The 15,218-nt window shown below is 40.8% G+C and carries 15 protein-coding genes and 1 other annotated feature; of the genes, 6 read left to right on the forward strand and 9 right to left on the reverse strand.

The window, feature by feature from the left end:
- Positions 1-249: 249 nt before the first annotated feature.
- From IC619_RS01240 to IC619_RS01250, 3 genes are all read right to left on the reverse strand, one after another.
- On the reverse strand, positions 250-849 hold the full coding sequence (locus tag IC619_RS01240) for a genetic competence negative regulator (protein WP_191138299.1): 600 nt from the start codon (positions 847-849) through the stop codon (positions 250-252).
- A 278-nt stretch (positions 850-1,127) separates the two neighbouring features.
- Positions 1,128-1,523, reverse strand: a complete 396-nt coding sequence (locus tag IC619_RS01245) for a hypothetical protein (RefSeq protein WP_191138300.1) — start codon at positions 1,521-1,523, stop codon at positions 1,128-1,130.
- Position 1,524: 1 nt separating this feature from the next.
- Positions 1,525-2,082 (reverse strand): CPBP family intramembrane glutamic endopeptidase, encoded by a 558-nt coding sequence (locus IC619_RS01250; protein WP_191138301.1) that lies wholly within the window; start codon positions 2,080-2,082, stop codon positions 1,525-1,527.
- Positions 2,083-2,207: 125 nt separating this feature from the next.
- On the opposite strand from IC619_RS01250, the gene IC619_RS01255 reads away from it, so the two are divergent.
- Positions 2,208-2,417, forward strand: a complete 210-nt coding sequence (locus tag IC619_RS01255; protein WP_191138302.1) for a ferredoxin — start codon at positions 2,208-2,210, stop codon at positions 2,415-2,417.
- 50 nt (positions 2,418-2,467) lie between these two features.
- Here IC619_RS01255 and IC619_RS01260 read toward each other — a convergent pair whose 3' ends face one another.
- Positions 2,468-2,788 (reverse strand): rhodanese-like domain-containing protein, encoded by a 321-nt coding sequence (locus IC619_RS01260; RefSeq protein WP_191138303.1) that lies wholly within the window; start codon positions 2,786-2,788, stop codon positions 2,468-2,470.
- Between the two features lie 154 nt (positions 2,789-2,942).
- Between IC619_RS01260 and IC619_RS01265 the strand changes: the two genes are divergently transcribed.
- Positions 2,943-3,437, forward strand: coding sequence for an inorganic diphosphatase (locus tag IC619_RS01265; protein WP_191138304.1), 495 nt, complete (start codon positions 2,943-2,945; stop codon positions 3,435-3,437).
- Between the two features lie 19 nt (positions 3,438-3,456).
- Here IC619_RS01265 and IC619_RS01270 read toward each other — a convergent pair whose 3' ends face one another.
- Positions 3,457-5,607, reverse strand: coding sequence for an ATP-dependent helicase (locus IC619_RS01270; RefSeq protein ID WP_191138305.1), 2,151 nt, complete (start codon positions 5,605-5,607; stop codon positions 3,457-3,459).
- A 163-nt stretch (positions 5,608-5,770) separates the two neighbouring features.
- Positions 5,771-5,994, forward strand: a binding site (T-box leader).
- Positions 5,995-6,060: 66 nt separating this feature from the next.
- On the opposite strand from IC619_RS01270, the gene IC619_RS01275 reads away from it, so the two are divergent.
- From IC619_RS01275 to IC619_RS01285, 3 genes are all read left to right on the forward strand, one after another.
- Positions 6,061-7,215, forward strand: coding sequence for a pyridoxal-phosphate-dependent aminotransferase family protein (locus tag IC619_RS01275; RefSeq protein WP_191138306.1), 1,155 nt, complete (start codon positions 6,061-6,063; stop codon positions 7,213-7,215).
- A complete protein-coding gene (gene serA, locus IC619_RS01280; protein ID WP_191138307.1) occupies positions 7,208-8,788 on the forward strand; it encodes a phosphoglycerate dehydrogenase in 1,581 nt (526 codons plus the stop codon). The genes IC619_RS01275 and serA overlap by 8 nt, the downstream gene beginning before the upstream one ends.
- A 228-nt stretch (positions 8,789-9,016) precedes the next feature.
- Entirely contained in the window at positions 9,017-9,700 is a 684-nt protein-coding gene (locus IC619_RS01285; protein ID WP_191138308.1) for an SDR family oxidoreductase, read from the forward strand.
- A 103-nt stretch (positions 9,701-9,803) separates the two neighbouring features.
- Here IC619_RS01285 and IC619_RS01290 read toward each other — a convergent pair whose 3' ends face one another.
- Positions 9,804-10,154: a VOC family protein gene (locus IC619_RS01290; protein WP_191138309.1), complete on the reverse strand. Its 351-nt coding sequence runs from the start codon at positions 10,152-10,154 to the stop codon at positions 9,804-9,806.
- Between the two features lie 718 nt (positions 10,155-10,872).
- Between IC619_RS01290 and IC619_RS01295 the strand changes: the two genes are divergently transcribed.
- The gene (locus IC619_RS01295; RefSeq protein WP_213260791.1) at positions 10,873-11,295 is read left to right on the forward strand and encodes a hypothetical protein; all 423 of its coding nucleotides are present in this window, start codon (positions 10,873-10,875) and stop codon (positions 11,293-11,295) included.
- Positions 11,296-11,439: 144 nt separating this feature from the next.
- Here IC619_RS01295 and IC619_RS01300 read toward each other — a convergent pair whose 3' ends face one another.
- The 3 genes from IC619_RS01300 to ccsB all read right to left on the reverse strand — a co-directional run bounded on the left by IC619_RS01300 (position 11,440) and on the right by ccsB (position 15,213).
- The gene (locus IC619_RS01300; RefSeq protein ID WP_191138311.1) at positions 11,440-13,221 is read right to left on the reverse strand and encodes an ATP-binding protein; all 1,782 of its coding nucleotides are present in this window, start codon (positions 13,219-13,221) and stop codon (positions 11,440-11,442) included.
- Entirely contained in the window at positions 13,221-13,934 is a 714-nt protein-coding gene (locus IC619_RS01305; protein WP_191138312.1) for a response regulator, read from the reverse strand. The genes IC619_RS01300 and IC619_RS01305 overlap by 1 nt, the downstream gene beginning before the upstream one ends.
- 70 nt (positions 13,935-14,004) lie before the next feature.
- A complete protein-coding gene (gene ccsB / locus IC619_RS01310) occupies positions 14,005-15,213 on the reverse strand; it encodes a c-type cytochrome biogenesis protein CcsB (RefSeq protein ID WP_283770906.1) in 1,209 nt (402 codons plus the stop codon).
- Between the last annotated feature and the right edge of the window lie 5 nt (positions 15,214-15,218).

Genomic DNA, 15,218 nt, shown 5'->3' on the forward strand with positions numbered 1-15,218 from the left:
GTAGTCGTGTCGATCTGCCCCATATGCTCACCGCTCAGAAAATCGCCGTCCGCTTCTAATGATCACTTTTACTATACCCAAGTCCACAAACTCCGAAACTTGATAGATGAGACATGACTTGGTTAATCGACACCTATAATGCTTCTGCTTCCTCTAAAACCATACTACATTGTAACCCCAGAATCAATTCAGATTTTATCATTATTCCTCCGCTGAAGAGATAGGAAAACGCACCCAAAAGAGTGCGTTTTATTTATATACACCAAAATATTTTGTAATTTGGTTAATAGCATCTTGTTCAAACACGACTTTTCCATATTCCTGAAGTAAAGTATCTGTGATCGTAGACGCAACTCCGTATTCTGAAAGTAACGAAACTACAGCATCAATACGCTCCCCCACAGACTCTTCGGACAACAATAAGTAATAAGCCTTTTGATAAGCATAAACCTGTCCACCCGACTCCGTAAACGATTTGATTCGATGTGAAGCTTGAACGAGATTTTCAAAGTCAGGAAAACAGAAAGTAATATGATCCGTTTCTTCCATCGTCACTTCTAATTCATAAACATCTGTTGGATCTAAGACATCTTCAGGAGATTTAGTAGATCGGCCGCGTGTCACGATAACTACCATTCCTTGAGCGGGCAAAGCAAATACTTCGACTGCAACTGGACCTGCAACTTCAAATCCTAATTCTTGATAGGCATGATCCATCATATCATTAAATAACTCATGTACTTTGGGAATATCACTCCACATATCTTCTTTCACAATTCCTCGATCTGTTAGATCGCCCAAGGACAAAAAGAAGCGGACTTTATCCCCTCCTAGACGTTCCACACGCATGGCTTCCCCTCCCTCTTTGGAGAATCTCCTCATTCTATCTTATTGAAATGAGGCCTCTCATGTTACTAAAATACATGCTCTATTTCTCTCTGTCTTACTTCTACAAAATGAGCATAGATTTGAATACTTATACCCCAAAGATACCGGAAGTATCCCATGACGTCAACTCTTTTAACTATGAAATGACAAATCTGTTACAAAGTTACTTTCAGTATTGATCAACACCTGAACTGAACGATGAATAAAAGTGTGAGGAGCACCTATCCTATTGAAGTTACTTAGTGTGATTGTTTATCATTCATCACTGTGAAAGATCGACTTTTTTTATGCTTTTTTATCCAAGTTATTCCTTGAATCACACTAAAAATTACAATAAATAGAATCGCGTGTAATACATAAGCATACAGGGTATATAAAATCACCATGAAATAAATACATACCCACAGCAGACGTTGTAATTTTTTGCGCTTTATGGGGTTTTCTATACTCAAAGAAGCGTTCAAGCGAATTCTTGTCACTAATATCGCTATACTGGTTGCAATAAATAGATAGGCAAGCGCATTTTCAAAATCTAACCAAGACCAAAATAGATCGCCTGCAAGGGAACCTTTAAAAAATATCTCGAACAAAAAAATAAATAGGATCGAAATGGGCAAAAAAATAAAGTCTTTCATCTTATCCCTCCTTCAAAGTGAAAAATCGCATATATAATCCCATTAAAAGATCAATAACCGTATGTGCGATAATGACTGGCGCTAATTGCCCCGTCCATTCCACAATAAAGCCGAATAAAATACTAATTCCCACCACAAAACTAAATAGGAGCCATTTATGTAAATAACGGGTGTGAAGCAGCGCAAATAGCATTGTACTCCCCCATATGCCAAGCCATTCTTGAATCACTCCCCGAAATAAAATTTCTTCCACAACACCTGCAATACATGCGATCCAGCAAATATGCAAAAAAGAACGATTTTTTAGTAGTAGATGGTTGATTCCACCATCATCCATCCAATCTTGGGGAACCATTTGGATTAAAATCAATTCTATACAAACGATTAAAAGTCCAAGCGATGCCCCCCATATCCACATATCTATGTTACTAAACCCGAAGTATCCCTCATTAAAATGACCTTGCCACCACAACAAAGGAAAGCCGATTACCATCATGATAAGTTGGGTAATATAAAAACTAAGGAGAACTTGTTTTTCAGTGAGTTTTCTAGCTGTCATGCCTACTTACTCCTTTTCTACTCTATGTTTTCGATCTTGCATTTCTTAATCATTCGTTCTACAATGAGGGTTGGGAGTAGACAATATCCTTGAGGGACTTCATTTTTAGGAGGAGATTTAATCTCATGCGTACTTGGGTAGACAAAGACACATGTATTGCGTGCGGAGCTTGTGGCGCAACAGCTCCGGATGTATATGATTACGATGAAGATGGTATCGCATATGTCATTCTTGATGATAACACAGGAACTGCAGATGTTCCTGAAGATTTATTTGATGATGTTCGTGATGCTCAAGAAGGTTGTCCAACCGATTCAATTAAAGTTGAAGACTAACCATATAACAAAACTGCTGGGGTAATCCTCAGCAGTTTTTGTTTATCCATTTACTTAAGACGCTCTATATATGCAGATACTGCGAATATCCCCTCATCTACATGAATGATTTCACTGTACCCTTGACTTTGTAAAAAATGAGCAGCATGTACACTACGAACGCCATGTGCACACAAAACATATAGGGTCGAATCCTGCTTCAATTCATGCAAGCGCTCAGGGAGCGTTTGTAGTGGGATGAGAAGACTACCTGGTAAATGCAGTATTTCCCATTCCTTCTCTTCTCTTACGTCTAAAATATAGCTATCTGTATGACCCCAATCATTCTCTATATACTTCTGCGCAAATAACGCTGCTGAAATATGCTTCATTAGATCCCTTCATTCTTCTATTTATTTTCCAATACACTGGTACTGTTCATTACGATCATCATCTCAACATTTTTCATTTGCGTATATGGCTAAAAATGACTACAATGTGAGAGATAAGATTTTCATACATAGTATGTTGAAGGAGGAACCAAGCATGAGCAAAGAACTAGTACTTGATGCATTTATTGAAATTCCTACCGGGAGTCAGAACAAATACGAATATGATAAGGAACAAGGTGTATTCCGTCTTGACCGCGTATTGTATTCCCCTATGCATTATCCAACTGAATACGGCTACCTTGACAATACCTTAGCAGAGGATGGAGATCCCCTAGATATTTTAGTATTAACGAATTTCCCTACTTTCCCTGGTTGTGTGATTAAAAGTCGTGTTATTGGGGTTCTGGTCATGTCTGACGACAAAGGCCCAGACGAAAAATTACTGGCGGTACCCGTTGACGACCCTCGTTTTAATCATGTCCATTCTTTAGAAGATATTTCCTCACATATCCCTAAAGAGATTGAACATTTCTTCCGCGTATATAAAGATTTAGAAAACAAAGAGACAAACATCATCGGATGGAAAGACGCTGACTTTGCAGCCAATCTCTATGATGAATGTGTCAAACGCTATCAAGAAACCAACTGATCCATTTGGCAACCTCCTCCTATCCATGGGATACCGAGGAGGTTGCTTCTTTGACTAGAGTTAAAAGTCCCAGCTGTCTTGACAACTCATAATGCAACTCTGTTACACCATGAGTAAAACGGATCATCACTTTTCGTCCTGGTGCTACACCTTCCATGGGCATGACTTTTAAAACCAATCCTTCTCCAAATTTAAAGTGATGTAGTTTCATCTCCGGATCAACCACTTCATCAATAAACTTCAAGTGAGGTTGTGATTGGGTTCTGTTCGGAGTAGTTCTTGTAGGCTTCATAACCTGCTGTTTCATAACACTTGGTGACGCTTCCTGATAGCCAATCTCTTTCAAAAACGGCGAAGGTCCTATTTTTTTTCCTTGCCTCATTTGACTAACGGATAGATACAGCTCCGTTTTGGCACGTGTCATCCCGACATATAAAAGCCTTCTTTCTTCTTCCCATGCTTCATTTTTTCGATGCTCCGCTACGTTTAAACTACGACGATGTGGCAATACCATGGCATGTAACCCCATTAAAAAGACGCGATCAAACTCTAATCCTTTTGCTTTATGAAAAGTCATGAGATGAACAACTGGATCATGTGGTTGATTCTGAATCACTTTTTTCACATGCTCAATGTGCGCCAACAAGGCTTGTCCATCTTGATGATGACGAGCAGCAAGCAACAACTCCTCGATCGGTTCTTTTAAAGTTGCTACATCATTTCCTGTATGCTGAGCAAAAGATTCTAAATAACGAAAGTACCCGATTTCCTCACAAATATAAGCTACTGCTTCTTCTGCACACATTAATGGAATACGTAACAGTTGCTCCTGCAACGTTTTCATATGTTTCTTTTGGTAAGATTCTAATCCAGGTAATTGAGGTAACACTTCAATTAAACTTACTTGTTGTTTACGTGCCATACTCCAACAAGCGTCTAGCCAATCCGATTGATACAGATATCGCTTCGGCTTATTCACAATTTGGGCCAAGGCGTCTAAATCATTGCCATTCATGCTCAACCGTAAATAAGCTAAAATATCTTGAACTTGAAAGCGAGTATAAAAAATACGATCTCCTTCAGCAATTGAAAAGGGAATCTCTTTGCGAATACACGCATCTACTAGCGCCCGTGCTTGTGTAGAAGTGCGATATAAGATACCTGTATGCATCCCATCTCTGAGCTGTTCAATCATTTGAATGGCTTCTTCCTCTTCATCCTGAGGCGAAAGCCATTTAATCGGAGCCCCTTGGATCCCTGTACCCGCGCGTCGTTTTTGAGCACGATGCTTATTTTGCCTGATTAAGCGGTCACTCACTGCAATAATTTCATCCGTAGAACGATAGTTGGTTTCCAGTACAACTTTACTCACCGAATTAAAGTCTTGCTCAAGTTGCAACATAAAACGAGGATGACTGCCTCTAAAACCATAAATGGATTGATCATCATCTCCTACTACAAAAAGCTGTTGATCATGCTGACTTAATCGCAATAAGATATCATATTGAATTTGATTAATATCTTGAAACTCATCTACCAATATATGCTGAAATCGCTCTTGCCAGTATATCCTTACTTTCTTATCGTCCAATAAGTGATAGGTAGCCATCAAAATGTCATCAAAGTCCCAGTATCGATGTTGCTGTTTCAATTGTTCATAGCCAAAATATATCTTTTTAAAAATTCTGTTCTTCTCTTTTTTAACTTGTAGTTGCTCTGGTAGAATGCCATTCCCCTTACATAGCCCAATTTGATTCATAAACATGGCCACCTGTTCATCATCATTGGGTAGTTCATTCTGGGCCAACAACTGGCGTATCCACTCATTTTGCTTAAAGCCACTCGCTAATGTGGGAACCATGATACCCGCAGTACGTAGCATTTTAAGAAAAAGGGCATGGAAGGTCCCGATCCAAATTTGATGAATCTGTTTGGGAGAGATTTGCAACAAACGCGCTTTCATTTCATTCGCAGCATCACGCGTAAAAGTGACGATCATCAATTGATCAGCAGGCACACCTTGTGCTAGTAAATATAGGACACGTCGTGTTAAAACCGTCGTTTTACCACTACCAGGTCCAGCAAAAACCACAACGGGTCCTCCATCTGCCACAACAGCCTGAGCTTGTTCTTGATTTAGATCTGCCAAAATCATGGATGATGCATCCATTTTTATAACCTTCTTTCAACTCCACAATCTTCATACATTCGTTTTTTTGCTAATGTTTCCATGTTACCATATCTCATATGGAATCAAAATGTGTATTTCCCGAAATATTTTCGAGTTGACAGGTATTAATATTCGTGTTAGAGTAAGAATCAAATTTTAGATTCTAAATACGACGAAGGAACCAAATATTCTGTTATGAACTTGCAGAGAGCCGATGTTTGCTGCGATTCGGTAGTTCAATGAATATGGAGCATTCCTGAGTGAAGCGCTGAACATTTAGTAGGCGATTCCGGATGATATCCGTTATCAAAATACTCATAATGAAGACTATTTAAGGAATGCTTAAATAGTGAATGAGGGTGGCACCACGAACCTTTCGTCCCTCACCTGCAATTGGGCAGGTGTGCAGATGGAGGTTTTTTTATTATTCATTTTAATCCTAGGAGGTATACCATGTTATTTCAAGACAAATTCCAACTTCGTATTCCTGGCCCTACACCCATACCACCCCAAGTTCAAATGGCCTTAACCCAGCCGATGATCGGTCATCGCAGTACAACGGCATCCACCTTAATTGAAACGTGTAGTGAGGGCCTTAAACATATTTTTGGAACGCAAGAGTCGCCTCTCATTCTAACAAGCAGTGGGACTGCGGCACTTGAAGCTGCAGCCATTAATGCACTTATGCCTGGCGACGAAGCGATTGTGATCGTGACGGGTGCATTTGGCGATCGGTTTGCTAAGATCTTAAAACGTTATCAAATTAAAGTGCACCGTCTTGAAATTCCTTGGGGACATGCTTGCGATCCCCATCAAATACAAACATTTCTAGAAGCACATCCTCAAACAAGTGCCGTATTTATGACCTACTGTGAAACCTCTACAGGGGTATTAAATCCCATTTCATTGCTTGCACGAACCATTCGTCAACAATCTGATGCACTTATTATTGTTGATGCGGTGAGTTGCTTAGGCGCTGTCCCAAGCTTAGTCGATCAATGGGGAATCGACATCATGGTATCTGGCTCACAAAAAGCATTGATGCTTCCGCCTGGTCTCGCCTTCGTTACCGTTAGTCAACGCGCTTGGCCGATCATTGAACAGAACCCAACCCCACGCTTCTATCTAGACTTACACGCATATCGCAAACAACTTGAAAACCAAACGACACCATATACCCCCGCCCTGAATCTATTATTCGGATTAGAGGCCGCTTTAACACAAATTGAAACTGAGGGATTACCGCAAGTTTTTACGCGACACCAAACGTTAAAGCGGATGACCCGTGCAGGCTTAGAAGCCATTGGTTTTGAGTTGATGACGTCTGAAAGAGATGCATCCCCCACTGTTACATCTGTATCTGGCCATAAACAAGCGATCCATACAGAACAACTAAGAAGCTTATTAAAGGAAATGCATGTCCATGTTGCTGGTGGTCAACAGCATATGAAAGGAAAAATATTCAGGATTGGACATATGGGATATTGTGATGGTTTTGATATTTTAACCACTTTAGCAGCCATTGAAATGGCGCTTACAAAAATGGGCATAACAATCGAATTAGGAAGTAGCGTCCGAACCGCACAGGAGGTATGGATCCATGCATAAGGTTTATATTACTGATCCACTTAGCGATCAAGGTATTGAGAAACTACTACAAGCTGACGATATTGAAGTGATACGCAGATACGACCTCACCCCTAACCAATTATTAGAAGAAATAGCAGATGCCGATGCTTTATTGGTTCGAAGCCAAACACAAGTGACAGAACAAGTGATTGCACAGGCGCCACGATTAAAGGTTATCGCTCGTGCTGGAGTCGGAGTAGATAATATTGATATCCCTGCCGCCACCCAAAAAGGCGTCATCGTCGTCAACGCACCTGATGGGAATACGATATCCACGGCTGAACACACCTTTGCCATGTTACTGTCACTATCTCGTAATATTCCACAAGCTTATCACTCCATCCTGCAAGGAAAATGGAATCGAAAAGCGTTTGTCGGCATTGAGCTCAAATCAAAAACATTAAGTATTATCGGACTAGGTCGAATCGGAGCCGAGCTTGCCAAAAGAGCTAAGGCATTTCGGATGGAAGTGATGGCGTACGATCCGTATCTGACGAAGGAACGTGCAGAAGAGCTGGGTGTAAAAAAAGCATCCTTTGATGAAGCAATTCGTTATGCGGATTATATTACGGTTCACACTCCACTCACCAAAGAAACCAAACATTTCATTAACGCTGATACCTTTCAAAACATGAAGCAAAATGTGCGCATTTTAAACTGTGCACGCGGCGGAATTATTGATGAAACCGCACTTTACGAAGCCATTAAAGCTGGTAAGGTAGCCGGAGCAGCACTTGACGTTTTTGAAGATGAGCCACCTATACAAAATCCATTACTTGAGCTCCCCCAAGTGATTGCTACACCCCATTTAGGTGCTTCTACTATAGAAGCACAAGAGAATGTAGCCATTGATGTGTCCGAAGAAGTGATTCGCATCTTACGCAATCAACCATTTAAAAATGCAGTAAATTTACCTTCGGTTCCTGCTGAATTGCAACAAAAATTACAACCTTACCAAGAATTAGCTGAAAAGCTAGGCTCCTTCTTGGCTCAAATCACACCTGGAGCACCAACTAAGATTACATTCACCTATGCTGGAGAGATTACCGCATTGGATATTGCGCCTCTTACCCGTACCATCTTAAAAGGCTTACTGTCCCATTCCTTGGCAAGCGTCAACGATGTCAATGCCCCCCATTTAGCACAACAACGTGGCATACAATTAATTGAACAAAAAACTTCTCATACACATGGATTTACACAAATCATTCATGTCGAGATGGAAACGAGTCGAGGGAGTCACCGTATTGCAGGAACACTGATCAATGGTTTTGGTGCACGCATTACGAAAATAGATGATTATTCTGTCGATGTCACACCTCGTGGCAATCTCCTTTATATCAGGCACCAAGATATTCCAGGTGCGATTGGGAAGGTAGGTATGTTTTTAGGACAACAAGGTGTCAATATTGCCACAATGCAAGTAGGTAGACTTACCCTTGGTGGACAGGCGATAATGGTACTGCGCATGGACCGCCCACTGACTGCTCCTATTTTAAATGAATTCACACAAATACCCAACTTCGAAGAAGTGATTGAGATTACGTTATAATAGAGGAGGGGGGAAGGCAGTGATGTTAATGATTCAGAATGAGGAAATGCCTCCCCGTCTTCACTTAGCGAAGCCTAAAAAACGAGCAATCCGTTTAACCAATCGGGATTTTTGGCAGTGCAGACTTTTCAGCTGCTTTGCAAGGCAAAAGTGCATAGCGTGCAAAATACACGACGATCCAATGGAAAAAAACATGAAAATCAGCACACATGGGAGGATGTGAGTTAATTGCAAGATTTAACGGAAAAAGTGGCCATTGTAACAGGAGCGAGTCGAGGGCTCGGAAAAGCAATATGTAAGCGGTTAGCTGAAGCGAAAGTAACTGTGATCGCTGCTGCACGATCATTTGATGATCTAAAACAGCTTACCACTTCTTACCCTGATCAGATTACACCGATAGCTTGTGATGTTACAGATCCGAAGCAGGTTGAAAATTTGATCCATTCGACCATGACCATGCACAAACAAATCGATATCCTGATTAATAATGCAGGTATCGGTCGATTTGCACCCGTAGACGAGTTAAGCACGGAAGACTTCTCGCTCATGTTAGATGTCAACTTAAAAGGCACCTTCTTCACTTGTAAGTACAGTATCCCACATTTAAAAAAGAGCAAAGGACATATCCTCAATATTTCAAGCATCGCTGGAATTGAATCATTTGCGAGCGGAGGTGGTTACTGCGCCTCCAAATTTGGCGTAATGGCTTTATCTGATGCTTTACGGATGGAATTAAAGTCACATCATGTAAAAGTATCCACTTTTTGTCCCGGCTCTATCAAAACGGATTTTGGCCGCTATAAAGATTACGCACTTGAACCGGAACAAGTAGCCGAATCGATCTATCAGATCGTTGCAGCTGATCCGGGTGTCATCATGAATCAAGTCGTCATGCGCCCACTCGTCCCATAATAAGAAAAAGCATGTGATCTCTGGTAAGGGGTCACATGCTTTTTCTTATTATGATTGGAATCAAATTCGACAACTTCCTGCCACACGCCCGTACATACTAAGCTTATAAATGAGTTAAAATATTGACTAGTTTCCCAAAAGGATCTCTCACATAAAAACGCCGAACCCCCCATGGTTCTGTAGTCGGTCCATACACAATTGGAACTCCATTATCTTTTATTCGAGTAAGAACTTCGTCGAGGTTATCAACTTCAATTGACAAATCAGGTACTGGTGTGCCCGATCCTCCCTCAGATAAAAAACTGATTTGAACGGCCATTTTCTCATCAGATCCATATGTTGCAATAAATCCATGGTCCATTAAGTGATCAAGTCCTAGTATTTTCTCGTAAAAGTGCCTTGCTTTAGAAGTATGCTGCGTTTCAATATTTGCGACAATTCGCTTGACTTTCAATGCTACACCTCCATGGTATTTTGCATATTCGTTTTCTTGTTACGCCTCAAATCTGCCTAATGTAGATGATAACTTCCAGATTACCATTTCAGAAACCTTCAATAAATTCAATAAAAATTGCGTAACCCTTCTTAATTTCACGAATACAAAAAGTTCCTTTGACAAGATAGTCCATCCCCTACTAGATCACTATTTAAAAAATGAGTATTAAAAAATATACCCTTTTCTGTAAGATTGGGGTAGAGATTAGATACCCTAACGCATAAAAAGTAGAAAACGTCCTAACAGATCGTGCAGACCGAATCCATTGACTAACAAATCGTTATCATTTCGTATTTCTGAACTACTCACTACCTACGCTAACATCTCGTTTCATGGGGCGGCTACTGCCGTCTCCTCCACGAAAGCTCATACCGTAAGGTGTTCCGAGCCACGTTCACATCACAATGTGCGATGGGTACGCTTTTTTTACAATCTGTCCAGATACTGAATGTGTTTACTTGCTTACCAGCCCATTCTGCCTTGTAAGTCGTGAACTGAATTAATATTCTCCAATTTATACATAGGCATCTAAATTGGCATCAACTAGGTTGATATCATCATACCCAAGGTGTTGTTCAACAAATAAATCCACTTCCCTACACCACCTTTTATTTAGTATGTTTATGCATATACCAAATAAGCACCTCTGTCATTTAATAATGATGGAGGTGCTTATTTGATGCAAAATCCAATAGATATTCGCTTTAAAGTAATTCAAATCAAACAACGAGCAGAGAATGGGGATCCATGTGGTGGGAAAATGTGCTTTGATTGCCCTGACCCACCCTGTATTTGTAATGGAAATTTAGATGTATGTTATAGCCCTAATGATGTGGTGACCGTTCAAAATGCAAATGTCAAAGTGATGAGAAAAAGAAGGAAAACCCAGCTGATTATGCGACCAAGTAATAGAGCTCAGTTTACGTTAATTAGCAATCCAGCTAAAGGAAAGCTGTTGATACGTACATTTAGGTTTCCAAACAAAAAAAATCCAGACCAAACAAGAGCATTTATTCAAATAACGAAATCTAAGAAAGTGATTCAACGAACAATCTTCTTTGATTCTGCCAATAAAAAAATAAAAAGACATTGCAAATAATAATTTGAATAGCATCTATCGTTTTTATAATGAAGAGGTCGATACTTCATCATATGCGAATATGAGCATGTCACATGAGGTAATTTATTTTAAGAGGTTGGAATTGTCGTGAGATGGTAACCTTCTCACGACAATTCTCATACCTTACATCTCATCTTGAGCCTCATCACGCTTCGCCTGTATCGGTAATGACACGGTAAAGGTGGTTCCTCTTCCCACCTGACTCTTCACAGTTACTTCGCCTTGATGTGCACGAACCAAGTGTTTCACGATCGATAATCCCAAACCAGTACCACCCGACTGGCCACGCGTACGCGCTTTGTCCGCTTTATAAAAACGTTCAAATACGAATGGTAGGTCTTCTTCCGGAATCCCGTTTCCAGTATCAGCCACTGCTAATAAAATACGATCGGATTGGACCGTCACGCTTAAACATACTGACCCAGAAGCAGGCGTATGTCGAATTGCATTATCTACTAAGTTCGTTAAGACTTGCTCTATTTTATCTTCATCCCAATACACAAGCGGAAGAGCATCACTCATTTCAACGCGTAGTTGAACATTTTCTTCCTTCGCTAAGGTAGAAAATTTCCTTTCTATACGCCGTACTAAAGTGGTAACCTCTACTTCGTCGATAAAAACTTGGACATGACCTGCTTCCATTCTTGCTAAATCAAGTAATTCACGTACTAATCGACTCATCCGCTGTGATTCGTCATTGATCACTTGTGCAATTTCTTTGCGATCAGCCGGAGTAGACGCGATATCATCAAGCAGGGCTTCACTATACCCTTGCAACATAGCCAGCGGTGTTCGTAATTCATGCGAGACATTCGCAACAAAATCTTTGCGTAGTTTTTCCAACCTCCGCTTACCCGTAACATCCCTTAGAACGGCCACTGCACCACGAACTTGTTCACCTGCGTACAAAGGCGCCATTACGATTGCCCATGTCGTGTCTTGCTTGGATACATCTTCAACCACTTCTTCTTCTGATTCCATCACACGCTTTAAAAAATCCGTCAAAGGCGGCGGTAAATCATTGTCGGAAGTCCACAAAGCTAAAAAGCGGTCAGCTTGTGGGTTGCTTAATATTACTTTTTTATACTTATCAATCGTAATGACACCATCCGACATACTGCGTAGAATACTTGCGAGTTGCTCTTTTTCTTGAGAGAGCTGATGTATCGAGTCTTCAAGCTGGGCAGCCATTCGGTTAAACGTAATCCCTAAGCTGGTAATTTCATCCCACTCATGAATGCGTACAGGTATACGAATTTTAAATTCGCCTTTCGCCATTCGTTCTGCTGCCCGCTTCATCTGAATTAAAGGTTGCGTAATTCGTGTAGATAGAAAAAAAGCGAATATCGTCGTAAGTATTAAAGCGATCAGCGCTGAATAAAAAATCCATTCTTTAATTTTAGCTCCACCCAGATCGTCTTTAATCTGATAGATTACCAACACTCCTGGGGACGCACCTTGTTGATAATAAGGGTCGGCGACCAAAATAATCCCCTTACTCTTTTCTTCATCCGCTAACTGGATTGAATCATGCCAGACCAGCCGCTCTCCGTTCATCACTTTTGTCAGTTGATTCGCCGAGAAGATATCCGTCCATTTAATATCTGATGCATGTGGAGAAGTGACCAGCGGTTTTGTGCTACCATCTGAATTTAAGATCACCATATATGTACGAAATAGCTTAGCGGCTTCTAATGTTTGGTTGAGTGACTCGGTTTGATCACTTTGAGAAGTAGATAAGCTTTTTTCGATATCATCAGCCAACTGGATTAAACTCTGCTCTTGATCTTTCATATAAGCTGATCCAACTTGTTCACTTAAAAATAAACTTAATAAGAGTAGCACCAGCGAAACTAAAACGATAATGGTCAGCCATAACTTTCCTACTACGCTCCGTAAAATCACTACTTTGCCACCTCAAGTTTATAACCGACCCCCCAAACGGTGGTAATCATTTTAGCTGCTTCAGCAGAGGCTTTGTTTAACTTTTCACGTAAACGTTTGACATGGGTATCAACGGTTCTGAGATCACCAAAAAACTCGTAGTTCCAAACATCTCGCAATAATTGTTCTCTCGTAAATACTTTATCCGGTGACTTGGCTAGATAATATAAGAGTTCATATTCTTTGGGTGTTAAAGAAATGAGCTTTCCACCAGCTTTTACTTCATGTGCGTCATGATCAATCGTTAGATCAGGGAAAACAATCACATTATGCGTTTCGGTATCCGTTGTCAAAAAGGCGGTAGCGGAAGTACGTCGTAAAACCGCTTTAACACGATGAACCAACTCGCGTGGGCTAAATGGTTTCATCACATAATCATCCGTACCTGCTTCAAAACCTTCGACCCGATTGGCTTCTTCCGCTCGTGCGGTTAACATAATGATGGGTGTTGCTTTCTTCTTGCGAATCTCTGTACATACTTCTAAGCCATCCATTCCAGGTAACATCAAGTCGAGCAGAATGAGATGATAATCTTCAGAAAAAGCTTTTTCCAAGGCTTGTTCCCCATCTTCAGCCTCTTCAATGATATAGCCCTCACGTTCTAAATACATGCGTAAAAGGCGGCGAATACGATCCTCATCATCCACGATTAAAATTCGGTGTGCTTGTTCCAATTTGCTCATCCTTTCTATTATTCATGGCTAAGAGAAGGCTGATACATATTCATCCTTCTCTTAGCGCGATCTATGCGTATGAGTGTAGTCCAGCAATAATGAGATTCACCACAATCAGGTTAATCAATATAATGACAAACCCACCTACTGCAAGCCACGCGGATTTGGTTCCAATCCACCCTCGCGATAAGCGCAGATGAAGATAGGCACTATAAAATAGCCATGTAATCAGGGCCCATGTTTCTTTTGGGTCCCAACCCCAGAAACGTCCCCACGCTTCATGCGCCCAAATCATTGCAAAGATCAACGCACCTAATGTAAAGAGTGGGAAACCAATTGCAATCGCACGATAGGTAATTTCATCAAGTAACTCTAAATCGATCTTTTTGGTCATGGGATGAACGAGCTGGGTCATCCGTTTACGAATCAATAATCGTAACATGACATATAAAATCGCCCCGGTAATAATCGCCCAGATGACCGAATTAAGTGTTAGAGCTGCTTTTTGCCCAATCATCCAAGCTGGCGCTTCAAATAAAGCTTCTTTTAGCCCCCAGAAAGGAGTGATTTCTTCCGGTATGCCACCGTTAGGCGCCACAATTGGAGGAAGTTCGTATTCTTGCTCTGTCAATTGACCATCTACTTCATGTTTATAAACACTTTGATAGCCAGTTGCTTCAAAAAGTAGACTTACGCCACTAAAACCAATGAACATAACGATCAAAACCATAATGGTTTCCAACCAAAAAGCCTGTTTTCCTTTGGCATTTTGACCAAAACGCTGAATCAAATAGATAAAGCCTGCTACAAATGCAACCATAAAAGCACCTTGACCTAATGCCGCAGTAGTCACGTGAATGTAGAGCCAGTGACTTTTCAGCGCTGGAATGAGGGGCTGAATATCACGTGGAAAAGCCGCTGCATATCCAAGTAGCACGACGACAATCGGCATCACAAATGCTCCTAACACTGCGGACCGATATAAAAAATAAATCACAATAAACGCGATCACAGATGCAAAACATAGGAAAGCCGTAAATTCAAACATATTACTGGTTGGAAAATGACCACCGATCAAAACACGCAAAATGATAAAGCCGAGATGTAACAGAGCACCAGCAATCGTGATTCCAACTCCGATTTTTTGCCATTTCTGCATACGCTCCGTTTTATCATCTTCTTTACTTCCTCTCGTTCCCATCACAAATGCCACCGCTGCTATTAAATAGAGAAAAAAAGTAGCCAGCAACATGTATTCCATCAATTGTACCATTTCCATCCCAC

It is taken from the genome of Polycladospora coralii (assembly GCF_014773435.2).
Taxonomy (GTDB): domain Bacteria; phylum Bacillota; class Bacilli; order Thermoactinomycetales; family Thermoactinomycetaceae; genus Polycladospora; species Polycladospora coralii.

Excerpts from the sequence above, each read along its gene's own strand:
- IC619_RS01255 (WP_191138302.1), top strand. The coding sequence starts at position 2,208 with ATGCGTACTTGGGTAGACAAAGACACATGTATTGCGTGCGGAGCTTGT.
- IC619_RS01240 (WP_191138299.1), bottom strand. The coding sequence starts at position 849 with ATGCGTGTGGAACGTCTAGGAGGGGATAAAGTCCGCTTCTTTTTGTCC.
- ccsB (WP_283770906.1), bottom strand. The coding sequence starts at position 15,213 with ATGGAAATGGTACAATTGATGGAATACATGTTGCTGGCTACTTTTTTT.
- serA (WP_191138307.1), top strand. The coding sequence starts at position 7,208 with ATGCATAAGGTTTATATTACTGATCCACTTAGCGATCAAGGTATTGAG.
- IC619_RS01275 (WP_191138306.1), top strand. The coding sequence starts at position 6,061 with ATGTTATTTCAAGACAAATTCCAACTTCGTATTCCTGGCCCTACACCC.
- IC619_RS01245 (WP_191138300.1), bottom strand. The coding sequence starts at position 1,523 with ATGAAAGACTTTATTTTTTTGCCCATTTCGATCCTATTTATTTTTTTG.
- IC619_RS01250 (WP_191138301.1), bottom strand. The coding sequence starts at position 2,082 with ATGACAGCTAGAAAACTCACTGAAAAACAAGTTCTCCTTAGTTTTTAT.
- IC619_RS01265 (WP_191138304.1), top strand. The coding sequence starts at position 2,943 with ATGAGCAAAGAACTAGTACTTGATGCATTTATTGAAATTCCTACCGGG.
- IC619_RS01260 (WP_191138303.1), bottom strand. The coding sequence starts at position 2,788 with ATGAAGCATATTTCAGCAGCGTTATTTGCGCAGAAGTATATAGAGAAT.
- IC619_RS01270 (WP_191138305.1), bottom strand. The coding sequence starts at position 5,607 with ATGGATGCATCATCCATGATTTTGGCAGATCTAAATCAAGAACAAGCT.